The organism is Nonomuraea sp. NPDC003201 (assembly GCF_053590415.1).
Genome location: NZ_JBSFTC010000104.1, coordinates 1 through 22,776 on the forward strand (window position 1 = coordinate 1; position 22,776 = coordinate 22,776).

Genomic DNA, 22,776 nt, shown 5'->3' on the forward strand with positions numbered 1-22,776 from the left:
GCGCCGCCGGGGTCGGCGCGCGGGTGGAGGGCCTGCGGTCGGTCGAGGAGTCGCTGCTGGGAGCCGAGGCGGCGGCGTTCGTGGCGGGACCGGGCACGGTGGCGCGAGCGGATCGGATGGGCCCGGCCGAACTGCTGGGCGCGCTGCCCACCGGCGTCCTGCGCACCCCGGCCACCGTCGTGCTGCGGCCGCTGCTGGCGGTCGACAAGGACGGCACGCTGCTGGAGACGCTGGCCGCGGTCCTTGACGAGGGCGGCGCGCTGAAGGCGGCCGAGCGGCTGGGCGTGCACCGCAACACGATCACGACCCGTCTGGAGCGCATCAAGTCGGCGGGCTTCGACCTGGACGACGCCGCCACCCGCCTGGCTCTGCAACTCGCCTGCCACGTCCTCCTCCGCTGAGCCCGCCCGCCGCCTCTCCGTGCCGTGCCTGATGCACTGGGAGGGCCCTCCTCCTGTGCGGCCCGCACATGCGGGCGGCGTCCCCGTCGGCGTACGGTGCAGCGCATGAGCTATCGCGTCGCCATGGACATCGGCGGCACCTTCACCGACGTCGTCTGCTACGACGAACGCAGCGGGACGGTCACCGCCTCGAAGGCGCCCACCACTCCGGGAGACCTGGCCGAGGGGGTGTTCGCCGCGCTGCGCCGGGTGGTCGAGGATCCGGCCGAGATCTCGTTCTTCGTGCACGGCACCACGCAGGGGCTCAACGCGCTGCTGGAGCGCAAGGGCGCCCGCGTGCTGCTGCTGGCCGGTCAGGGCGGCCGGGACGTCTACCAGATCGCCAGGGGCAACCGCGACCGCATGTTCGACCTGCGTTACCGCAAGCCCGCGCCGCTGGTCCCGCGCCAGGACGTCATGGAGGCCGGCGGCCGGCTCGACTACCTGGGGCGCGAACTCCAGCCGCTCGACGAGGAGTCGGTGCGGGCGGCGGGGCGGCGCGCGCGGGAGGAGGGGTTCGACGCGGTGGCCGTGTGCCTGCTGTTCTCCTACGCGAACCCGGCGCACGAGCTGCGGGCCGGCGAGATCCTGCGCGCGGAGCTGGGCGACGACGTGCTGGTCGTGCTCTCCCATGAGGTGGCGCGGGAGTGGCGCGAGTACGAGCGGACCTCGTCGGCGGTGCTGGAGGCGTACACCGGGCCCGTGGTGCGCCGCTACCTGGCCAGGATCGAGCGGCGCTTCGCCGAGCGGGGGCTGGCGGTGCCGGTGCACGTGATGCAGTCGTCCGGCGGGCTGGTGAACGCCTCCTACGCGATGCGCAGGCCGTTGCAGACGCTGCTGTCCGGGCCGGTGGGCGGCACGATGGGCGGGGTCGCGGCGGCCCGGTTCATGGACAGGGAGAACGCGATCTGCATCGACATGGGCGGGACGTCGTTCGACGTGTCGCTCGTGGTGAACGGGCGGCCGGACGTCAGCGCCGAGGCCCGCATCGAGGGTTACCCGGTGCTCATGCCCATCGTGAACCTGCACACGATCGGCGCGGGCGGCGGCTCGATCGCGTACGCCGAGGCGGGCGCGCTGCGGGTCGGACCCGAGTCGGCCGGGGCCCTGCCCGGGCCGGCCTGCTACGGCAGAGGCGGCACGCGGGCGACGGTGACCGACGCGAACGTGGCGCTCGGCCGGGTGGACCCGGCCTGGTTCGCGGGCGGGCTGATGACGCTGGACGTGGAGGCGGCGGGCACGGCGGTGGCCACGCTGGCCGACGAGCTGGACATGGATCCGCTGCTGCTGGCCGAGGGGATCTGCGACGTGGCCAACGCCAAGATGGCGCAGGCGATCCGTACGCTGACCGTGGAGCACGGGATCGAGCCGCGGGAGTTCGCGCTGGTGGCGTTCGGGGGCGCGGGGGCGATGCACGCCGTGTTCATCGCGCGCGAGCTGGGGATCTCCGAGGTGGTGGTGCCGCGCTTCCCGGGGGCGTTCTCGGCGTGGGGGATGCTGGAGGCCGACGTACGCCGGGATCTGACGCATCCGTACTTCCGGTCGCAGGACACGCTCGACGGCCCCGACATGTCCCGAAATTTCGTGACCTTGGAGGAAGATGCCCTGGCGGCGCTCTCCGCCCAGGGCGTTCCCGAGGAGCGGCACCGGGTCGAGCACGCCGTGGACATGCGCTACGAGGGCCAGGACTACACGCTGACCATCCCGCTGCGCGACGCGGCCGAGCCCGCCGAGCCCGGGTTCCTGGAGACGATCGCGGCCCGCTACGCCGAGGCGCACACCGGCCGCTACGGGCACGCCACCCCGGAGGCGCCGGTGGAGTTCGTCATGCTGCGCAGCACCGGGCTGGGCTCGTTCCCGCGCACCGCCGCCGCCACGCAGGAGGCCCCCGGGGAGCAGGCGGCGTACGTACGGGATGTGATCTTCGACGGGGCCGTGCACAGCACCCCGGTGCTGCGGCGCTCCAGCCTCGACGGCGAGCTGACCGGGCCCGCGATCGTGGTCGAGGAGACCGCGACGACGGTCATCCCGCCCGGCTGCGTGGCCACCGTGGACCCCAACGGCTTTCTCATCGTGAAGGTGAACCTGTGATCGACCCCGTCACCACGGAGATCATCCGCTGCGCGCTGCTGCAGGCGGCCGAGGACATGAACACCACCCTCATCCGCAGCTCCTACACCCCCGTCATCTACGAGGCCAAGGACTGCGCGGTCGCGCTGCTCGACCGCGACCACAACGTGCTGGGCCAGTCGTCCGGGCTGCCGATCTTCCTGGGCAACCTGGAGGTGTGCACCCGCGAGACCGAGCGCCTGTACGGGCGGGAGGTCTGGCGGGAGGGCGACGTGTGGGTGCTCAACGACTCCTACATCGGCGGCACGCACCTCAACGACGTCACGGTCTACGGGCCGATCTTCGTGGACGGGGAGCTGGCCGGTTTCGCGGCGTCGCGGGCGCACTGGCTGGACGTCGGCTCCAAGGACCCGGGCGGCTCCATGGACTCCACGTCGATCTTCCAGGAGGGCCTGCGGATGGGCCCGGTCAAGGTGTACGCGGGTGGCGCGCCCTGCCGCGACCTGCACGAGGTGATCGCCCGCAACGTACGCTTCCCGCACGCCACGCTCGGCGACCTGCGCGCCCAGGTGAGCTGCGCCATGACGGGCCAGCGGCGGCTGAAGGAGATCGTGTCCCGGTGGGGCCTGGACACCGTGCTGGCCGCCCGCGACGAGATCTTCGCCCAGACCGAGCGCATGGAACGCGCGGCCATCGCGGCCATCCCCGACGGCGTCTACGAGGCCTCCGGCTTCCTCGACAACGACGGCATCGACCTCGGCACCCCGCTGCAGGTCAACGTCACGGTCGCGGTGTCGGGCGAGTCGATGCACGTCGACCTGACCGACTGCGCCGACCAGGCGCTCGGCCCGGTCAACTGCGGCGCGGCCCAGGCCGTGGCCGCCGTCCGCGTCGGCTACAAGCTGCTGGTCTCGGGCGACGTGCCGCTCAACGGCGGCTCGTTCCGCCCGCTGTCGGTCGAGACCCGGCCCGGCTCCATGCTGGCCGCCGAGTCGCCCGCCGCCTGCCAGTACTACTACTCGCATCTGGGGCTGCTCATCGACCTGGTGGTCAAGGCGCTGGCGCCGGTGCTGCCGGACAAGGCGGCCGCGGCGTCGTACGGGGACTCGATGATCGTGCAGTTCACCGGCACGGACCCGCGTACCGGCAAGCTGTACGTCTCCCAGGAGGCCACGGTCGGCGGCTGGGGCGCCTGGGACGGCGGCGACGGCGAGACCTGCCTGATCAACAACGTCAACGGCGCGCTGCGGGACATGCCCATCGAGGTGCTGGAGACGCTGTTCCCGGTCCGGGTGCGCCGCTACGAGATCCGCCCCGACACCGGCGGGGCCGGTCAGTGGCGGGGCGGGAACGGGGTGGTGCGCGAGTACGAGTTCTGCGGGGACACCTCGCTGTCGCTCTGGTTCGAGCGCTCGGTCACCCCGGCCTGGGGCCTGGCGGGCGGCGAACCGGGCGTGCCACCCCGCGTCACCCTCAACCCGGGCACCCCGGACTCCCGCGAGATGCTCAAGGTGAACGCGCTGCCGGTCACCGCGGGGGACGTGCTGCGCTGCGAGTCGGGCGGTGGCGGCGGCTACGGTCCCCCCGCCCGCCGCTCCCACACGGCCACGGCCACCGACCTGTCCCAGGGCCTGATCACCCGCTGATCACCCGCTGGAACGTCCCGCCGTACCGGCGCTGCCCTCTGGCGCCGGTACGGCGGGAGGGCCGTGGCCGCGCAGCCGGTCCATCTCGCGCCACTCGGGACGCAGCCCGGTCAGGCTCGTGACGAGCGCGTAGGCGATCCCGCACGCCAGCAGCACCGGCGCCAGCCCGGCCGCCGTCACCGCCGCCCCGCCCAGCAGCCCGCCCAGCGGGATGCCGGCCCACATCACCGCGCCCTGCAGCGCGCCCACCCGGCCCAGGAGGTGCCGGGGCACGCGCTCGTAGGAGATCGCGCTCAGGATCGGGTTCAGGAACCCGCCGCTGAACCCGATCACCACGGACGCCGCCACCAGCCCCCACACCGGCATGTCCACGGCGAACATGAGGAACTTCGGCGGCCCGCCGAGCAGGAACGCCACGAAGAACACCGGCCTGCGCCGCATCCGGTGCGCCACCGCGGCGGCCACCAGGCTGCCCCCGACCGAGGCCAGCCCGAGCACGCTGACGCTCAGCCCGAGGACGGCGGGCCCGTGGCCGGACTCCTTGGCCCACACGGGCGCGAGCACCTGGCTCCAGGCCGCGTCCAGCAGATTCGTGGCGGCGACCATGACGATCACCGCGAGCAGCAGCGGCTCGCCGCGCAGGAACGCGAAGCCCTGGCCGAACCGCCGCCAGTAGCCCTCCTCCTCTTCGTGCGCGGGGGCGCGATGTCCGAGGTCGCGCGGCAGCACCACGGCCACGACCGCCGATCCGAGCGCGAACAGGGCGGCGCTGACGCCCAGGCCGGACAGCGGGCCGAGCAGCGCCACCATCGCGCCGCCCAGCCCCGGCCCCACGGTCACGGCCAGCCGCTCCGTCACGCCCATCAGGCCGGTGGCCCGCTCCAGCGGCACCCGCCCGCGTTCGGCCGCCTCCGGGACCATGATCTCCTTGGCCAGGTCGCCCGGCCCGCGGGCCGCGCCGATCACCGCCACCAGCGCGACGATCACGCCCAGCGGCAGCAGGCCGAGCGCGTGCAGCACGACCATCGCGGCGGCGGCCGAGGCGCTCACGACGTCGGCGACCCACGAGATCCGGCGCGGCCCCACCCGGTCCACGAGCGGCCCCGTCAGCGCCTTGACCAGCACGTACGGCGCCATCTCCGCGAACGCCACCAGCCCCGTCCACACCGCGCTGCCGGTGCTCGTCAGCACGAACCAGGGCAGCGCGATGGCCGAGACCCGCGTCCCGGTCGTCGACACGGCGATGGCCGCCAGCAGCCCGGCCATCGGCCGTAAGGACCCGCGCGGCTCCATCATGCCTCCTCGGGGTCGTCCAGCTCGGGGATGACCTGCGTCATCAGGTAGACCCGGACCGCGTCCGCCGGCGCCTCGTCGCCGTCGCGCCGGTAGCGCGCGAAGAGCTCCGCCAGGTCCGCGCGCAGCCGAAGCGCCTCCTCCGGGGTGAGGCGGAACGGGACGGCGCTGAGGTCGAGCACGCCGCGCCACGGCTGCGGCATGGTCTGCAGCTCGTTGAGCGCCTGCTGGGTGCGCAGGTTGTAGAGGGCGGCGATGGACTGCATGTACGCCAGCACCGCCTCCGGCTCCCGGTCGGCCAGACCGTCGTCGTCGGTGAGCCGGGTCGTCCGGTGGACCGAGCGCCACCAGCGCTCCCGCGCGTTGCCGCGTTCGGTGTCCTCCTCCACGAACCCGGCGGCGCCGAGCCTGCGCAGGTGGTAGCTGGCCGTGCCCGAGTTCACCCCCAGGCGCTCGGCCAGGCGGGTGGCGGTGGACGGGCCGTGCTTGCGCAGCAGGTCGACGAGCTGCACCCGCAGGGGGTGGGCGAGCGCGCGCAGGCCCTTGGCGTCGAGGACGACCACGTTGTCAGGGGATGGCGTCATGATGCGAAGCCTAAACCGCAAACACTTCTTCGCAAACACTTCTTCGCGAAGAAGTGTTTGCGGTTCACGGAAGAGACCGCCGACGGCGCCTGGCCGGGGCGGTGATCTGCGAGCGGAGGAGCCGCTAGGTGACGATCACGTCGCGCAGGAGCTTGCGGCCGCCCGGCCTGCGCCGCCACTCACGGGGGTAGCCGAGCGACACCTCCTCGAAGCGCACGCCGTCGTACCAGGTGACGCGGGGGATGTGGAGGTGGCCGTAGATCATGGCGGCGGTCGGGTAACGCGTGTGCCAGTCCCTGGTGGCGGTCGTGCCGCACCACTGGGCGAACTCCGGGTAGCGCAGGACGTCGGTCGGCTCGCGTACCAGGGGATAGTGGTTGACGAAGACCAGCGGCACGTCGTCCAGCCCGGCCAGCCGCCGCCCGGTCAGCTCCACCCGGGCCCGGCACCACGCCTCGCGGCTCGGGTACGGGTCGGGGTGCAGGAGATACTCGTCGGTGCAGACCACGCCGGTGCTGTGCGCGTACGCGAGCGCGCTCGCCTTGGTGAGATGGCCGGCCGGCCGGAACGTGTAGTCGTAGAGCAGGAACAGGGGCACGATCCGGACCGGCCCGCCCGCTCCCTCCCACACCGGATAGTCGTCCTCCGGCGTCACCACGCCCAGATCGCGGCACATGGCGACGAGGTGGTTGTAGCGGGCCACGCCCCGCAGCTCCGGCGGGTCTCCCGGCGGGGTCCACAGCTCGTGGTTGCCCGGCACCCAGACCACCCGCTCGAACCGCGAGGCCAGCAGGCCCAGCGTCCGGGCGATGTCCTCCAGCCGTTCGCCGACGTCGCCCGCGACCAGCAGCCAGTCGCCGGCGTCGTCCGGTTTCAGCTCCTGGACGATGGCCCGGTTCTCCTCGTAGCCGACGTGCAGATCGCTGACGGCCAGCAGCCTGCTCCCGCCTTCGCTGGGCAAGGGACGTCCCTCCTTCGCGTCAGAGGACGGGGGCGTTGTCCTCTGCCACGATCATGTCATCCGTCATCCTCGGCAACATGGCCGCGACCTCGCGCGCCAGGTGCGGGTCGGCGCGGAACGCCTCCATGATCGCCAGTTTCAACGCCGCGCGGCTCGGCTCGTCGTCCGGCTTGGCGCCGGCCATGGTCTCGATCACCTGTCTGGACGCGGCGTCACCGCGGCCGAAGACCCGCTGCAGGATGCGGGTGCCGCGGGCCACGGCCGTGTCGGCGGCCAGCTCGCGGGTCTTGGCCAGCACGCCCACGCCGTAGGCGTCGATCGCCGAGGAGACGAAGGGCATGAGGTCGCTCACAGTGTCCATGAGACCCTCCCGTAGGTCCTGATGGAATGACGAGATGGTAGCTTCCGGAGTTCGTCCGGCAAGGGCATAACCTGTCGAATGTGCCTGCGCCGTACCTGACCCTCACCTCCGTCGTCGAGCACGAGACGGAGGCGAAACGCTCCCGGTTCATCTGCGCGCTGGCGCCCGCGCGCAGCGTCGAGGAGGCGGTCGCGTTCATCGGCGAGCGGCGGCAGAAGCATCCCGGCGCCACCCACAACTGCACCGCGTACGTCGTCGGGCAGCGCGTCCAGAAGGGCGACGACGACGGCGAGCCGGGCGGCACGGCGGGCACGCCGATGGTGCAGGCCCTGGTGGGCCGGGGGTTCAGCGACGTGGTGGCGGTGGTGACGCGCTATTTCGGCGGCACCCTGCTGGGGGCGGGCGGGCTGGTGCGGGCCTACGGCTCGGCCGTGACCGAGACCCTCGACCGGGCCGAGCCGGTGCGGATGGTCCCGGCCCGCGTCGTGCGGGTCGCGGTGGCCCACGACCAGGCCGGGCGGGTGGAGAACGACCTGCGGGCCTCGCGCCACCCGGTGCGCGAGGTGACGTACGCGGGCGAGGTCACCTTCACCGTCTCCGTGGGAGAGGACGAGGTGGCGCCGTTCGCGGACTGGGTGGCGACGCTGACGGCCGGGCGGGCGCGCGTGGACGTGGGCGAGGAGATCCACGTCCCCGGCTGATCAGCCCTCCAGCGCGTACTGCATGACCCTGAACTTGGCCTGGGCCTCGGCCAGCTCGGCCGCCGGGTCGGAGTCGCCCATGATGCCGCCGCCCGCGAACAGGCGGGCCCGGCGGCCCTGCACGAGCCCCGAGCGCAGCGCGATGCCCCACTCGCCGTCGCCGTGGGCGTCGATCCATCCGACGGGCCCGGCGTAGCCGGCCCGGTCCATGCCCTCCAGCTCGCGGATGACCTCGATCGCGGTGGGGGTGGGGGTGCCGCCGACGGCGGCCGTCGGGTGCATGGCGGCGACCACGTCGAGGACGGAGGCCCCGTCGGCCAGCCGCCCGGTGACGTGGCTGGCCAGGTGCTGGACGTTGGGCAGCACCAGCAGCTCGGGCTCGTCCGGCGTCTCCAGCGAGGCGCAGAGGGGGGCGAGCGTCTGGCGGACGGAGGCGATGGCGCACTCGTGCTCGTGCCGGTCCTTGGGCGAGGCGAACAGCGCGGCCCCGCGGGCGAGGTCGTCGGCCGGGCCGGTGCCGCGCGGGGTGGTGCCGGCCAGGACGAGCGACTCGATCTCCTGGCCCGTACGCCTGATCAGCAGCTCGGGCGTGGCCCCCACCAGCCCCGCGACCGAGAACGTGTAGCACTCGGGATAGCGCCGGGCCAGCCGGGTGAGCAGCAGGCGCACGTCGATGGGCCGCTCGGCGGTGGCGACCAGGTCGCGCGCCAGCACGACCTTCTCCAGCTCGCCCTCGCGGATGCGCTTGGCGGCCCTGGCCACGACGTGCTCCCATTCCGGGGCGCTCAGGCTGCCGTCGCCGTAGCTGATGCGGCCGGGGTCGCGGATGGGGGAGAACGTCTCCAGCGGCGCGTCGCCGATCGTGGTGAGCCAGGCGTGGCCGTCGCGGCGGGCCAGCACGGCGCGCGGGACGACAAGGACGGAGCCGTGGGCGTCCTCGTCGAAGGTGAAGCTGCCGAAGGCGACCGGGCCGGAGCCGGGGGTGCGCACGGCGTCGTCGACGTGGGCGTCGCCGAACACGGTGGCCAGCCACTGGCGGGCCCAGGCGAACCGGCCCGGGCCCGGGGGCACGGCCACCCGTGCGGCCTGACCCCAGCCGACCAGGCCCTCGCCGTTCCTGACCCAGGCGTACGGGGCGGTCCTGGGCAGGGATGCCAGCAGGTCGCCCGGGTCGCCGACAGGGGTGGTGCGAACCGGTAGCGGGCGGGTTGTTCCGAGCGCGACACTCACCCAAGACACTCTATGCGGGAACTGAACACGTTCGACTCAGACCCCCGTGAATGCGAGGTTACGGTCAACGAACCCGGATAAAACCAGACGTTGAGCTGCATTTACCCCATCCTGATCGGGTCCGGGCTGTCAAGCGGCGATATGAAGTCGGTCCTGAAATCACAGACCTGGCCCGTATGTCATGGCCGGTCGCTGATCCGCTTCCTACCTTGGGTCCATGATCGGTCGCCTGGGCTCAGTCCTCGCCGCAACGCTGCTCGTCTCCGCCACAGGTCCGGCGCAGGCCGCCGCGGCCCAGCCCGTCCCCGAGATCATGGCCGCGCTCGGCGACTCCATCTCCACCGGCTTCAACGCGTGCGGCTTCTACGTCTCCTGCATCCCGCGCTCGTGGTCCTCCGGCGACAACCCCGGGGTGAACAGCCACTACCTGCGCCTGTCGGCCATGTCTGGAACGCTCCAGCAGCACAACCTCACCTTCGCCGTCCCCGGGGCCACCAGCGCCGACCTGCTCGGCCAGGTGCGTAAGGCCGTCGAGGCCAAGGCCGACTACGTCACGATCCTGATCGGGGCCCAGGACGCGTGCGTGCGCACCGAGCAGGCCATGACGCCCGTCGAGACGTACCGGCGGCGGATGGACGCGGCGCTGGCCGAGCTGCGGGCCGGCATGCCCGCGGCCCGGGTGTTCATCGCCAGCATCCCCGACGTGCGGCGGCTGTGGCAGGTGGGCAAGACCGTCCCGCTCGCCCGCACGTTCTGGACGGCCGGCCACATCTGCCAGTCCATGCTCGCCCAGCCCACCTCGACCAAGCGCGCCGACGTCGAGCGCCGCCAGCGGGTGCGGGCGCGGGTCATGGCCTACAACCGCGCGGCGGCCCAGGCGTGCGCCAGGTTCGGGCCTGCCTGCCACACCGACGGGGGCGCGGTGTTCGCCTACCCGTTCACGATCGACCACGTCAGCAAGTGGGACTACTTCCACCCGAACATGGACGGCCAGCGGATCCTGGCCGAGCAGACGTTCGGGCACGGCTTCACCTGGGAGGACCCGCGCTAGCCCGCCCCGCTGGCGGCCCAGTCAGCGGCCCAGTCAGCGGCCCGGTCAGCGGCCCGGTCAGCGGCACTGGGCCAGCATCATCCTCTTGTCCGCCGCGGTGACGGGCACGTTGTACTTCAGCGCGACCTGCGCGAAGCGGGTGACGTACGCGCACCGGACGCGCCGCTGCGGCGGTAACCAGCTCGCCGGGCCGGAGGCGTCCTTCTGCTCGTTGGCGTAGCCGGCCACGGGCAGCAGGTTCAGCGGGTCGTTGGCGAAGTCGAGCCGCTTGGACATCCGCCAGCGCGGCGCGCCCATGCGCCACGCGTAGTTCAGCGGCACCACGTGGTCGACCTGCACCTCGTCCGGGTTGTCCTTGTGCCAGTGAATGGTCCGGCCGGTGTAGGGGTCGCTCAGCTCCATGGAGACGACCTCGCAGCTGGAGCCCGACCGGTACTTCACGTTCCGGCCGTCGCGGGCCAGCAGGTCGTCGCGGGTGCGGCAGCCGTTGCGCGCGTACGGCACCCCGCTCGCGGTGTCGGCCCAGTTGTCGCCGTACCGGGTGCGCTCGTAGCCGGTGTTGGAGCCGAGCCCCTTGACGCGCACCTGTTTGATGAGGCCGCGTGCCTTGCTCTTGTCGGCGTCCGAGAGGATGGGTGCCAGACCGGGCCGCGTCCCGCTGGTGTTGCCCAGCGGGCTGGCCGCCGTGGCCGGGGAGGTCTTGGCGCCGCCGACGAAGGAAACGACGATGATGGCTCCCGCTAGAAGGGCGATGGCGTCCTTCGTGCTCAAGCAGGCCTCCGAACATCAAAGGTTGTCTAGAGAAATTCCCGGCATCCGGTGTTTTGACACGGGGAGGGTTATGTGACTGATCGTCCGATCGACCCGGACGTCGATCTCCACATCCCGGCGCAGCGCGCCGAGCTGCACTGGCCCGTGCTCGCCGCGATCGCGGCCGGGGGCGCGCTGGGCGCGCTCGCGCGTTTCGGCCTGCAGTCGGCGCTGCCGTCCGGGCCGGCGGACTTCCCCTGGGCGACGTTCCTCATCAACGTGTCCGGGTGCCTGCTGATCGGCGTGCTCATGGTGATGATCACGGAGGTGCGGCAGGCGCACCGCCTCGTGCGGCCGTTCCTGGGGGTGGGGGTGCTCGGCGGGTACACGACGTTCTCCACGTACGCGGTGGACATCCAGCGGGCGGTCGCGGCGGGGGCGCCGCTGACGGGGCTGGTCTACCTGGCGGCCACGCTGGTGGCGGCGGTGGCGGCCGTGGTGGCGGGCATGTGGCTGACCAGACGGATCGCCGGGATGCTGGCGGGCGTGCGATGACGGTGCTGCTCATCGTCCTCGGGGCGGCGCTCGGCGCGCCGCTGCGCTATCTCGCGGACCGGGCCGTGCAGGCGCGGCACGACACGGTGTTCCCGTGGGGGACGCTGACGGTGAACGTGTTCGGCTCGGCGCTGCTGGGCTTCCTGGCCGCGCTGCCCGCCGCCGGCGGGGTGATGGCGCTGCTGGGCACCGGGTTCTGCGGGGCGCTGACCACGTACTCGACGTTCGGGTACGAGACGGTGCGGCTGGTGGAGGAGGGCGCGCGCTTCCACGCGGTGGCCAACGCGGCCGCCAGCGTGGTGGCCGGGCTGGGCGCGGCCTACTGCGGGGTGGCCCTGGCGCAGGCCCTGTAAATGGTTCGCGGGTGCCCCTGCCGCGATGGCAGGATGGCCCGGCAACCGTCCGCCGACGATCAGGAGCATGAGATGCGGTGCCTCGGAATCTCCCAGCGCCCCATTGGCACGAGAGTTCCCGAGGACTTCCAGCACCGTGCACATCCTGAACATCGGCATCCTCGCGCACGTAGACGCGGGCAAGACCAGCCTCACTGAGCGGCTGCTGTTCGAGACCGGGGTCATCGACCGGCTCGGCAGCGTGGACGAGGGCAGCACACAGACCGACTCCGGCGAGATCGAGCGCCGTCGCGGCATCACCATCCGCACGGCCGTCGCCTCCTTCACCCTGGGCGACCTGCGGGTCAACCTGGTCGACACACCCGGCCACGCCGACTTCGTGGCCGAGGTGGAGCGCGCGCTCGGCGTGCTCGACGGCGCCGTGCTGGTGCTGTCGGCCGTCGAGGGCGTGCAGCCGCACACCCGGGTCCTGATGAAGACCCTGCGCCGGCTGCGCCTGCCCACGCTGATCTTCGTCAACAAGATCGACCGGGCCGGGGCCAGGGAGCGGGAGTTGCTGGCCGACATCCGGCGGCGGCTCTCGCCGTACTGCGTGGCCCTGAACACCGTGCGGCACCTCGGCTCCAAGGCGGCCGTCACCGCCGGCGTCGCCTCGCCCGAGGCGGCGGCCGAGGTGCTGGCCGAGCGGGACGACGGGCTGCTGGAGCTGCTCGTCGAGGGCAAGACGCCCGACTTCGGCCAGGTACGCGCGGCGCTGGCGCGGCAGTGCGCCGCCGGGCAGGCGCATCCGGTGCTGTTCGGCTCGGCGCTGACCGGGCAGGGCGTCGGCGAGCTGCTCGACGCCGTCCACCTGCTGCCCGCCGTGACCCGGCCGGCCGGGGACCCGGAGGAGGCGGCGCGGGCGACGGTGTTCGCGATCGAGCGCGCCCCGTCCGGGGAGAAGGTCGCCTACCTGCGGGTACGCGCGGGCGCGCTGCGAGCGCGCGAGCACCTCACCTTCCACCGGGGGCGGCACGCCTACGACGGCAGGCTGACCGCGCTGGCCGTCGCGGGCTCTCCCGGGCGGCGGCAGGCGGTGGCCGGGGACATCGTCAAGGTCTGGGGCGTGCCCGAGATCCGCGTCGGCGACCACCTGGGGGAGCCCGGGCCCGCGCACCGGGCCCATTTCACCCCGCCCAGCCTGGAGACCGTGGTCCGGCCCCGCGTCCCCGGCCAGGAGCCGCGCCTGCACGCCGCGCTGCTCGCGCTGGCCGAGCAGGACCCGCTGATCGGCACCCGCACCCTGGCCGGCGGCGAGACCTCGGTCCTGCTGTACGGGGAGGTGCAGAAGGAGGTCATCGGCGAGACGCTGGCCAGGGACTTTGGCGTCGAGGCGCTCTTCGAGCCGAGCCGGCCCGTCTACTTCGAGCGCCCGTCGGGCACCGCGGAGGTCGTCGAGGAGGTCCAGCGCCAGGGCCGCAACGAGTTCATGGCCACCGTGGGCCTGCGCGTCGATCCGGGGCCGAAGGGCTCCGGCGTCGGCTACCGGCTGGAGGTCGATCTCGGCTCGCTGCCGCCGGCCTACCACCGGGCCATCGAGGAGAGCGTGCGCCAGGCGCTGGGCGAGGGCCCGCACGGCTGGCCGGTCACCGACGTGCTCGTCACGGTGACCAGGACCGGCTACGTCCCGCCCCTCACGGTCGCGGCCGACTTCCGCGGCCGCGCCCGGGTCGTGCTCATGCGGGCGCTGCGCCTGGCGGGCACCACCGTGTACGAGCCGTGCCACCGGTTCGAGCTGGAGGTGCCGCCGGAGACGTTCAGCGCGGTCACCGCCAGGCTCGCCGCACTGGGCGGTGAGCTCCACGACACCGGCAGGCGCGACGACACCTGGGTGCTGGAGGGTGAGATCCCGGCGGCCGCGGTGCACGAGGTCGAACGGCGGCTGCCGGGGCTGTCGCACGGAGAAGGCGTCTGGTGGTCCGCGCCGGCGGGCGATCGACCGGTCCGATAGGTGGTATGTCGGGTTTCCGGGCTAGATGGGTATTAAGTGGCACAGTGCACCATTCCGGGTGCGCATGTCCGTACAGGGGGGAATCCCATGGCAGACACGAAGAAGAAACCCGCCGCCAAGTCCGGCAAGTCGAAGAAGCAGGCCATCAAGACCAACAGGCAGACCAAGGAGACGAAGCGGGAGACCCGCAAGTCGCCCTCCGGCGAGGAGTGACCCGGACGGGGCAGCGGTGGCCCGGCTGCCCGGGCCGACGACCAGGCGGTCGCGGGGGGAAGTTCTTGGCCGCCGGTCGGGACGATCCGGCAGCAGTGGCGAAATGTCTGACCCGGGTGATGTGATCTGACAGCCGGGGGCGCGCGCCCCCGGCTGTCGGCTCGACCAGGAGTGGCTCTCATGTCCGGCTACCTGCGCTTTCCCGCCGTCTTCCAGGACGTGGTCGTCTTCGCCGCCGAGGACGACCTGTGGATGGTGTCCGCCCAGGGCGGGCGGGCCTTCCGGCTGACCGCGGGGCTCGCCGAGGCGGGCTATCCGCGCATCTCGCCGCGCGGCGACCAGCTCGCGTTCGTCGGCCGCGAGGAGGGCCCGGAAGAGGTGTACGTCATGCCGTCCGACGGCGGCGCCGCCCGCCGGCTCACCTTCCACGGCGCGCGCTGCACGGTCACCGGCTGGGACCCCGAAGGTCGCATCCTGTACGCCAGCGACGCGGCCCAGCCGTTCGAGGCGCGCAAATGGCTGCACCGCGTCGAGCCAGGCGGGGTCCCCGAGCGGCTCCCGTACGGCCCGGCCAACTCGATCGCGTACGGGCCGGAAGGCATGATCGTGCTCGGCCGCAACACCGCCGACCCGGCGCGGTGGAAGCGCTACCGCGGCGGCACCGTCGGCGACCTGTGGATCGACCCGCGCGGCGACGGCGAGTTCCGGCGGCTGATCAGGCTCCCGGGAAACCTGGCCTCGCCCTGCTGGAGCGGCGGCCGGGTGTGCTTCATCTCCGACCACGAGGGCGTCGGCAACGTCTACTCGTGCACCCCCGACGGCCAGGACCTGCGCAAGCACACCCACCACGACGACTACTACGCGCGCAACCTGTCGGGCGACGGGCACCGGCTGGTCTACCACGCCGGCGCCGACCTCTACCTGCTCGACCCCGGCGAGCCGGCGCACCGGCTGGACGTGCAGCTGGCCAGCTCCAGGACGCAGCGCAACCGCAGGTTCGTCGACCCCGCCGACTACCTCGACGGCGCCACCCTCAGCCCCGACGGCAGCGCGCTGGCCGTCACCGCGCGCGGCAAGGCGTACGCGATGGCCGACTGGGAGGGGCCGGTCACCCAGCACGGCTCGCCCGACGGGGTCCGCTACCGGCTCCTGACCTGGCTCAACGACGGCACCCGGCTGATCGCGGCGGCCAGCGACGACCGCGACGAGGAGCGGCTGGTCGTCCTCGAAGGCCACGAGGGCGGCGGCGGCACCGAGGTGGCCAGGCTGGGGCGGATCACCGCGCTCGTCCCCGACCCGGTCCACGACCGGGTGGCCGTCGTCAACCACCGCCACGAGCTGCACCTGCTCGACCTGGTCACCGGGCGGCCGGCGCTGGTGGAGGCCAACCCGCACGGCTCGCCCGAGGACCCGGCCTGGTCGCACGACGGGCGGTGGCTGGCGTACTCGAGCCCGCTCAACGCGCAGTCCAGCGCGATCAAGCTGCACCACCCCGAGACCGGGCGGACGCTGCAGGCCACGGAGCCGGTGCTGCAGGACTCGATGCCGGCGTTCGACCCGCAGGGCCGCTACCTCTACTTCATCGGCCAGCGCACCTTCTCTCCGGTCTACGACCAGCTCCAGTTCGACCTGGGCTTCCCGCTGGGCACGCGCCCGTACGCGGTGGCGCTGCGGGCGGACGCGCCCGACCCGTTCATGCCCCTGCAACGGCCCCTGGGAGAGGACGAGGAGGACGGCGACGAGCCGGAGCCGCTGCACGTCGACGTCGACGGGCTGACCCGGCGCGTCACCCAGTTCCCGCTGCCCGAGGGCCGCTACGAGAAGGTGGCCGGGCTCAAGGGCAAGGCGCTGATCCTGACCAGCCCGCTCGAAGGCGAGAGCTCGCTGCACCTGTTCGACTTCGCCAAGGGCAAGAAGGTGCACTTCGCCGACGGCGTCACCGACTTCGAGCTGGGCCGCGACCACAAGACGCTGCTCTACCGCGCGGACTCCAGGCTGCGGGTGGTCAAGGCGAACGAGGCGCCCGAGGACGAGGACGCGCCGGGGCGGGAGAGCGGGTGGATCGACCTGTCGCGGATCAAGGTGTCGGTCTGCCCGGAGGCGGAGTGGCGGCAGATGTTCCGGGAGGCGTGGCGGCTGCAGCTGGAGAACTTCTGGAGCGAGGACATGGCGGGCGTCGACTGGCCGGCCGTCTACGACCGCTACCGGCCGCTGGTGGAGCGGGTCACGACCCGGGGCGAGTTCTCCGACCTGCTGTGGGAGCTGCACGGCGAGCTCGCCACCAGCCACGCCTTCGAGAGCGGCGGCGAATACCGTCCCGGGCCCGACTACACCCAGGGCAAGCTGGGCGTCGACTGGGACTACCGCGACGGCGTCTACCACATCCGCTCCATCGTTACCGGTGACCCGTGGGATCCGGAGGCGACCTCGCCGCTGAACCGGCTCGGTGTCGACGTACGTACGGGCGACGCGGTCCTGGCCATCAACGGCGCGCCCATAGGCGAGGCCGCGACCCCCAACGAGCGCCTGGTCAACCAGGCCGGCGAGGAGGTCGAGCTGACGCTGCGGCGGGAGGACCAGGTGTGCACCGTCACCGTGCGCGCCATCTCCGACGAGCGGCCGGCCCGCTACCGCGACTGGGTCAACCTCAACCGCGCCGAGTGCCACCAGCGCTCCGGCGGCCGGGTGGGCTACCTGCACGTGCCCGACATGGGGCCCGACGGGTTCGGGGAGTTCCACCGCGGGCTCCTGACCGAGTACGACCGGCAGGCGCTCATCGTGGACGTGCGCTTCAACGGCGGCGGCAGCGTGTCGGCGCTGCTGCTGGAGAAGCTGGCCAGGCGGCGGCTCGGCTACGACTATCCGCGGTGGGGCGACCCGGAGCCGTACCCGCCGGAGTCGCCGCGCGGGCCGCTGGTGGCGATCACCAACGAGTGGGCGGGCTCCGACGGCGACATCTTCAGCCACACCTTCAAGGTGCTGAAGCTGGGGCCGCTGGTCGGCAAGCGCACCTGGGGCGGCGTCATCGGCATCTGGCCGCGCCACCAGCTCGCCGACGGCACGGTGACGACGCAGCCGGAGTTCTCCTTCGCCTTCGACGACGTCGGCTGGCAGGTCGAGAACTACGGCACCGATCCCGACATCGAGGTCGACATCACTCCGCAGGACTACGCCAGGGGTGTGGACACGCAGCTCGAGCGGGCCATCGACGTCGCGCTGGAGCTGCTGGCCGAGCGTCCGCCGCACACTCCTGATCTCCGGCATCGGCCGCGCATGCAACCTTAGTGAGGTAACAGGCGTCTAAGGATCATAGGTGGGGAAAGCGCATAGGGGATGAACACGTGCACTCCGCCGAAGCGAGACAATAGGCCGGTGGCGAGATTCCTCGTCGCCGGCCATGTGTGTTGAGACTTCTTCCGGGTGACAAAGGGGGATCTGTCAGGTGCGCGCATTGGCACGCAAGGGCAAGTCGGCGGTGCGCCGACTGTATCGGGGGTACAACCGGCGCAAGACGCTCAACGCGCCGCCGCCTTCGACGCGGAAGGTCCGCATTCTGCTGCTGCACGCGTACGGGATGGGGGGCACGATCCGGACCGTGTTCAACCTGGCCAGCTACCTGGCCAAGGAGCACGACGTCGAGATCGTGAGCATCCTGAAGGAGGCCGAGGAGCCGTTCTTCCCCATCGACCCGCGGGTGAAGTTCCGTTTCCTCGACGACCGGCTCAACCCCAGCGCCGACCCGCTGCGCGCGATGCTGTCGAAGATGCCGAGCCGGATCATCCCCAAGGAGGAGTCGGCCTACCACCGCTTCAACCTGTGGACCGACCTCAAGCTCGCCCGCTACATCCGCTCGCTCGACACCGGCGTGCTGATGGCCACCCGTCCCGGTCTCAACCTGGCGGTGGCCCAGCTGGCGCTGCCCAACGTCATCACGATCGGGCAGGAGCACGTGGCGCTCCGCACCCAGGCCGAGCCGATGCAGGAGCTCATCAAGTGGCGCTACCGCCGCCTCGACGCCCTGGTCACGCTCACCAAGGCCGACCTGCGCGACTATCGTGAGACGTTGCCGAAGAAGCCGAAGAAGCTGACCCGCATCCCCAACGCCGTGCCACCGATGACGGGCGGCATCTCCAAGCTGGACGCCAAGGTAGCCATCGCGGTCGGCCGGATGACGCGCATCAAGGGCTTCCACCGGCTCATCACCGCCTGGGAGACGGTCGCCGCCGCCCATCCCGACTGGACGCTGCGCATCTTCGGCGCGGGGCCGCAGGAGGAGAACCTCGCCCAGCAGATCGTGGAGGCGGGGCTGCAGGGCAAGGTCGAGCTGCCCGGGCCCACGTCCGACGTGGGGGCCGAGCTGGAGAAGGCGTCCGTCTTCGTGCTCAGTTCGCGTCACGAGGGCTTCCCGATGACGATCCTGGAGGCGATGGGCAAGGGGCTGGCGATCGTCAGCTTCAACAGCCCGCACGGGCCCAAGGAGATGATCACTGACGAGGTCGACGGGCTGCTGGTGAAGCCGCGGACCAACGCCAACCTGGCCTCCTCGATCATCCGGGTGATCGAGGACGAGCAGCTGAGGCGGGACCTGGCGGCGGGGGCGCTGGAGACGGCGCTCACGTACGACGTGGACGCGGTGGGGGAGAAGTGGGACGCGCTCCTCGACGAGCTCCTGGCCCGCCGCAACGGCACCTACGTCCGCCCCCAACCCGCCGCGGCCTCTCCCGCCGCGGTCTCTCCCCCCGCGGCCTCTCCCGCCCCGGGGCCGGACGCCCCGGCTTCCGCCTGAGGCGGCGCGGGCTCAGACGCCGGAGCCGGTGAGTTCCACCGGCTCCGCGATGACATCGACCAGCGCGCCGTTCCGATAGACGGTGATCGGTAACGGCTGCCCGATGGCGTCGGCGAACATCAGCCGCTGCAGGCTCTGCGCGTCCCCCACCGGGTTGCGCCCCGCGCTCAGCACGAGGTCGCCGGAGCGCAACCCGGCCCGGTGGGCGGGCGAGCCCGGCACCACCTCCACCACGCGCAGCGCCCCCGTCTGCCCGGTCCGCCGCCGCAGTGTGTCGGGCAGCGGCGCGGGCGAGGTCACCAGCCCCAGGAACGCCCGCCGTACCCGCCCGTCCCTGATCAGGGCGGCGATGATGGATCGGGTCGTGGCGTTCATGGGCACGGCGAGCCCCACCCCCACCCCGGCCACCGCCGTGTTGATCCCGACGACCCGCGCCTGCGAGTCGGCCAGCGCGCCGCCGGAGTTCCCCGGGTTGAGCGCGGCGTCGGTCTGGATGACGTCCTCGATGAGCCGTACGGCCGACCCGCTGCGCGCGGGCAACGACCGTCCGAGCCCCGACACCACCCCGGCCGTCACCGATCCGGCCAGGCCGAGCGGATTGCCCACGGCCACGACGAGCTGTCCCACGACCAGCTCGTCGCTGTCGCCGAGCGTGGCCGGCGGCGGCGTGGCCGTCTGGGCCCTGATCACCGCCAGATCCGACAGCGGATCCCGGCCCACCACGATGAAGTCCCCCGAGCTCCCGTCGGCGAAGGCAACGGTGCCGTCCCGGGAGTTGCCGATCACGTGCGCGTTGGTCAGCAGGAACCCGTCGGCGGTGAACACCACCGCGGACCCGCTACCCTGGCCGGCCCGCACGCTGGCCACCTTCGGCAGCACCTCGGCCGCCACGGACGAGACGACGCGCGAGTAAGCGTCGAGTGGATCCGCCATCGTGCACTCCTTTGCTTACAGGATTACACGTTAACTCCACATTCGCCCGCGCGCATTCCAGGCGCTCAAGCACGCGGATCTCTATCCCCTGCGTCGGTGCCGCGGCAGCAGCAGGCTGACCACCGCGATGGCCAGGCCGAGCCCGGCCGCCATGAGGAAGACCAGGTCGTAGCCGCTGGCGAGGGCGTCGACCGGGGAACTCCCGGCGGCCTCCGACGCGGCGGCCCTGGTGCCGGCGGCCGTCGCGAGCACCGCCAGCCCGATCGATCCCCCTGCCTGACTGGCGGTGTTGGCGAGGCCGCCGACGATCCCCGCGTCGTCCTCGGGAACGTCGGCGGTCGCCACCGCCATGAGGGTCGGGAAGGTCAGCCCGATGCCGACCGCGATGAGCAGGGTGGGGCCGAGCACGCCGGTGACGTACCCGCTGTCGGCGTGGCCCAGGGAGAGCCAGCCGAAACCGGCCAGGAAGCAGGCGCTGCCGGCCGTCACGAGGGGGCGCACACCCGTTCGCGGCAGCAGGGCGGCGGCCCATCGCGCGATCACCATGAACGTCACCGCCGCGGGTGTCTGCCCGAGCCCGGCCTGAAGCGCGCTGAAGCCGAGGACGTTCTGCAGGAACAGCGACGAGAAGTACCACATCGCGATGGCGATCCCACCGAACAGCAGCAGCATGCCGTTCCCGACGGCCACCCCCCGGATCCTGAACAGCCGCAGCGGCACCATCGGCTGGCCGGCGAAACGCGCCTCCACCACGACGAAGACGCCGAGCAGGAGCAGACCCGCCACCACCGGCCCGGCGACCGGCGCGGACGCCCAGCCATGGTCGGCGCTCCGCATGACCCCGTAGATCAGCGCCGCCAGCCCCGCCGTCCCGGTGGCCGCGCCGATGAGGTCGAGCGATCCCCGACGGCCGGTTCTCGTTCCGGCCAGCGACATCATCGCCACGACGATCAGCACCGCGCCGATCGGCAAATTGATGAGGAAGACCCACCGCCACGACAGACCGGTGGTGATGGCACCGCCCGCGAGCGCGCCGACCATCCCGCCCACGCCGCCCGAGGCGGACCACGCGCCGAACGCCTTGGCGCGCGCGGTCGGCTCGGTGAAGGAGGTGTTGATCACGGCCAGCGTCGCCGGGGCCATCATGGCGGCCCCGATGCCCTGCGCGACCCGGGCCGCCACCAGGACCTCCGGCGCGGTCGCCAGGCCGCCGGCCAGGCTCGCGACGGAGAAGGACAACAGCCCGGCGACCAGCATCCGGCGCGGGCCGAACAGGTCGGCGGCACGGCCTCCCAGCAGCATGAAACCGGCGAAGCTGAGCAGATATCCGTTCACCACCCAGGCCAGTCCGGTCGCCGTGAAACCGAGTTCTTCGCGGACCGAGGGCAGGGCGACGTTCACGATGGACGCGTCCAGGATGACCATGAACTGGCTGGCGCACGCCAGCGCCAGGACCAACCAGGAGAGGCCGGCGTACGGCCTGGCCCGCTGGGACGTGTTACTGGTATTTGTCATGACTCGCTGCTCACACTCGTCGCGGCCACGCTTTCGCGTGCGGCGGCGTGGCCGTCCCCCAGCAGCCGGATCGTGATCCGGGCCAACCGCCGCCCCTGGTACCTGGCCGCTTCCAGCACCGCGCCGTCCGGCCCTGATCCGGTGGGGCCGGTCACCAGTGACGTGCCGTACGGGTTGCCGCCGGCGCCGTACACGACCGGATCGGTAAACCCGGGCGGCACGATCAGCGCCCCCCAGTGGTAGAAGACGTTGCTCAGCGACAAGATCGTGGCCTCGCTGCCGCCGTGCCGGTTGAACGCCGAGGTGAAGGCCGTCACCGGCTTGTCCGCCAGCACGCCTTCGCGCCACAGTCCGCCGGTCTGGTCGATGAACTGCTTGAGCTGCGCGGCCGGCGCCCCGAACCGGGTCGGCGTCCCGAACGCGAACGCATCCGCCCACGCCAGGTCCTCCACCGAGGCCTGGGCGATCGACGTGGCGGCGTCGGCGTGCCGTCGCCACCGCGGGTCCTGGTCGATCGCGCTGTCGGGCGCCAACTCGGCCACCCGCCGCAGCCGTACCTCGGCCCCGGCCGAGGCGGCGCCCTCGGCGACGGCCTGCGCGAGCGCGTACACGCTGCCTGTCGCGCTGTAGTAGATGACGGCGACCTTCACGGTCATGCCCGGCTCCTCGCTGTCGTGTTAAGATTAGTTATGCAGATAACTATTATTCGCATAACTAATCTGTCAAGGAGCGCCCATGGACTTCGAGCAAGCCGACGCCCTCAACCAGGCCATCCGCCTGCTGAGCCTGCGCCACCGGGCCAGGGCCGCGGCGCTGCTCGCCCCGCTCGGCCTGCACCCCGGTCAGGAGGCGCTCCTGCTCGAGCTCGACCGGACCGGCCCGAGGATCCAGGCCGAGCTCAGCGAGGCGCTCGGCTGCGAACCGCCCAGTGTCACACTCATGACCCGCAAGCTCGAAGCCTCCGGCCACATTCGCCGCAAGCCCGCCCCCTCCGACAGACGCGCCAGCATCGTCGAACTCACCGACAGCGGCCAAGCTCTGGCCGACCAGGTGAAGCAGCTCTGGTGCGCTCTGGCGGAGGAGACCGTGACCGGCCTGCCAGCCGAGACGGTGGCGGAACTACCCGGCATCCTCACCACCTTGACCGGCAACGTGGACACCAGAGCCCACCGCCACGGCCGACGCCCCGGGCGGTAACCGGCTCAGCCGGCGCTTCAGGCGGGACGTACTCACGTCTGAGCTCATGTTCCCGTCGGCGAACCGCTCGTCGAAGGCGAACCGCCGGACGCCCGCGCAGGTCGAGCCGGGCACGGCAGCCGTCGGCCTCGCCCCGCAGCAGCCGGT

The 22,776-nt window shown here is 72.3% G+C and carries 21 protein-coding genes; 12 read left to right on the forward strand and 9 right to left on the reverse strand.

Features of this window, described 5'->3' with window-relative positions:
* The 3 genes from ACWDX9_RS30490 to ACWDX9_RS30500 all read left to right on the forward strand — a co-directional run.
* On the forward strand, positions 1–401 hold a 401-nt coding region (locus tag ACWDX9_RS30490; protein ID WP_449959840.1), incomplete at its 5' end, for a PucR family transcriptional regulator.
* Positions 402–506: 105 nt separating this feature from the next.
* Positions 507–2,531: a hydantoinase/oxoprolinase family protein gene (locus ACWDX9_RS30495; protein ID WP_449959842.1), complete on the forward strand. Its 2,025-nt coding sequence runs from the start codon at positions 507–509 to the stop codon at positions 2,529–2,531.
* The gene (locus ACWDX9_RS30500) at positions 2,528–4,156 is read left to right on the forward strand and encodes a hydantoinase B/oxoprolinase family protein (protein WP_449959844.1); all 1,629 of its coding nucleotides are present in this window, start codon (positions 2,528–2,530) and stop codon (positions 4,154–4,156) included. Before ACWDX9_RS30495 ends, ACWDX9_RS30500 begins: the two co-directional genes overlap by 4 nt.
* Here the strand turns inward: ACWDX9_RS30500 and ACWDX9_RS30505 are convergent, their stop codons facing one another.
* From ACWDX9_RS30505 to ACWDX9_RS30520, 4 genes are all read right to left on the reverse strand, one after another.
* Positions 4,157–5,452, reverse strand: a complete 1,296-nt coding sequence (locus tag ACWDX9_RS30505) for an MFS transporter (protein ID WP_449959846.1) — start codon at positions 5,450–5,452, stop codon at positions 4,157–4,159.
* Entirely contained in the window at positions 5,449–6,033 is a 585-nt protein-coding gene (locus tag ACWDX9_RS30510) for an ArsR/SmtB family transcription factor (RefSeq protein ID WP_449959848.1), read from the reverse strand. Before ACWDX9_RS30510 ends, ACWDX9_RS30505 begins: the two co-directional genes overlap by 4 nt.
* 124 nt (positions 6,034–6,157) lie before the next feature.
* Positions 6,158–6,994, reverse strand: coding sequence for a metallophosphoesterase family protein (locus ACWDX9_RS30515; RefSeq protein ID WP_449959850.1), 837 nt, complete (start codon positions 6,992–6,994; stop codon positions 6,158–6,160).
* Positions 6,995–7,013: 19 nt separating this feature from the next.
* Positions 7,014–7,355, reverse strand: a complete 342-nt coding sequence (locus tag ACWDX9_RS30520; RefSeq protein ID WP_449959852.1) for a hypothetical protein — start codon at positions 7,353–7,355, stop codon at positions 7,014–7,016.
* Between the two features lie 80 nt (positions 7,356–7,435).
* On the opposite strand from ACWDX9_RS30520, the gene ACWDX9_RS30525 reads away from it, so the two are divergent.
* Positions 7,436–8,056, forward strand: coding sequence for a YigZ family protein (locus ACWDX9_RS30525; RefSeq protein WP_449959854.1), 621 nt, complete (start codon positions 7,436–7,438; stop codon positions 8,054–8,056).
* Here ACWDX9_RS30525 and ACWDX9_RS30530 read toward each other — a convergent pair whose 3' ends face one another.
* Complete coding sequence (locus ACWDX9_RS30530; RefSeq protein WP_363969631.1) at positions 8,057–9,286, reverse strand: isochorismate synthase; 1,230 nt, start codon at positions 9,284–9,286, stop codon at positions 8,057–8,059.
* 217 nt (positions 9,287–9,503) lie between these two features.
* Between ACWDX9_RS30530 and ACWDX9_RS30535 the strand changes: the two genes are divergently transcribed.
* Complete coding sequence (locus tag ACWDX9_RS30535; RefSeq protein WP_449959856.1) at positions 9,504–10,337, forward strand: GDSL-type esterase/lipase family protein; 834 nt, start codon at positions 9,504–9,506, stop codon at positions 10,335–10,337.
* Positions 10,338–10,394: 57 nt separating this feature from the next.
* Here the strand turns inward: ACWDX9_RS30535 and ACWDX9_RS30540 are convergent, their stop codons facing one another.
* Entirely contained in the window at positions 10,395–11,108 is a 714-nt protein-coding gene (locus ACWDX9_RS30540) for an HNH endonuclease family protein (protein WP_449959858.1), read from the reverse strand.
* A gap of 72 nt (positions 11,109–11,180) precedes the next feature.
* Here ACWDX9_RS30540 and crcB (ACWDX9_RS30545) point away from each other — a divergent pair, with 72 nt between their 5' ends.
* The 6 genes from crcB (ACWDX9_RS30545) to ACWDX9_RS30570 all read left to right on the forward strand — a co-directional run bounded on the left by crcB (ACWDX9_RS30545) (position 11,181) and on the right by ACWDX9_RS30570 (position 18,984).
* Positions 11,181–11,642 (forward strand): fluoride efflux transporter CrcB, encoded by a 462-nt coding sequence (gene crcB, locus ACWDX9_RS30545; RefSeq protein WP_364256777.1) that lies wholly within the window; start codon positions 11,181–11,183, stop codon positions 11,640–11,642.
* Positions 11,639–11,995, forward strand: coding sequence for a fluoride efflux transporter CrcB (gene crcB / locus ACWDX9_RS30550; RefSeq protein ID WP_449959860.1), 357 nt, complete (start codon positions 11,639–11,641; stop codon positions 11,993–11,995). The genes crcB (ACWDX9_RS30545) and crcB (ACWDX9_RS30550) overlap by 4 nt, the downstream gene beginning before the upstream one ends.
* 136 nt (positions 11,996–12,131) lie before the next feature.
* Positions 12,132–13,985: a GTP-binding protein gene (locus ACWDX9_RS30555; RefSeq protein WP_449959862.1), complete on the forward strand. Its 1,854-nt coding sequence runs from the start codon at positions 12,132–12,134 to the stop codon at positions 13,983–13,985.
* 87 nt (positions 13,986–14,072) lie between these two features.
* Positions 14,073–14,198, forward strand: coding sequence for a hypothetical protein (locus tag ACWDX9_RS30560; RefSeq protein WP_363969620.1), 126 nt, complete (start codon positions 14,073–14,075; stop codon positions 14,196–14,198).
* A 180-nt stretch (positions 14,199–14,378) separates the two neighbouring features.
* Positions 14,379–17,483: a S41 family peptidase gene (locus ACWDX9_RS30565; RefSeq protein ID WP_449959864.1), complete on the forward strand. Its 3,105-nt coding sequence runs from the start codon at positions 14,379–14,381 to the stop codon at positions 17,481–17,483.
* Positions 17,484–17,640: 157 nt separating this feature from the next.
* Positions 17,641–18,984, forward strand: a complete 1,344-nt coding sequence (locus ACWDX9_RS30570; RefSeq protein ID WP_449959866.1) for a glycosyltransferase family 4 protein — start codon at positions 17,641–17,643, stop codon at positions 18,982–18,984.
* Between the two features lie 12 nt (positions 18,985–18,996).
* On the opposite strand, the gene ACWDX9_RS30575 is transcribed toward ACWDX9_RS30570, so the two are convergent.
* The 3 genes from ACWDX9_RS30575 to wrbA form a co-directional block, all read right to left on the reverse strand.
* Positions 18,997–19,917, reverse strand: a complete 921-nt coding sequence (locus tag ACWDX9_RS30575) for a S1C family serine protease (protein ID WP_449959868.1) — start codon at positions 19,915–19,917, stop codon at positions 18,997–18,999.
* Between the two features lie 81 nt (positions 19,918–19,998).
* Positions 19,999–21,432 carry an MFS transporter gene (locus ACWDX9_RS30580; RefSeq protein ID WP_449959870.1) on the reverse strand — a complete coding sequence of 478 codons (1,434 nt, stop codon included), beginning with the start codon at positions 21,430–21,432 and terminating at the stop codon, positions 19,999–20,001.
* Entirely contained in the window at positions 21,429–22,088 is a 660-nt protein-coding gene (gene wrbA / locus ACWDX9_RS30585; protein WP_449959872.1) for an NAD(P)H:quinone oxidoreductase, read from the reverse strand. The genes ACWDX9_RS30580 and wrbA overlap by 4 nt, the downstream gene beginning before the upstream one ends.
* A gap of 79 nt (positions 22,089–22,167) precedes the next feature.
* On the opposite strand from wrbA, the gene ACWDX9_RS30590 reads away from it, so the two are divergent.
* Complete coding sequence (locus ACWDX9_RS30590; RefSeq protein WP_449959874.1) at positions 22,168–22,629, forward strand: MarR family winged helix-turn-helix transcriptional regulator; 462 nt, start codon at positions 22,168–22,170, stop codon at positions 22,627–22,629.
* Positions 22,630–22,776 lie beyond the last annotated feature (147 nt).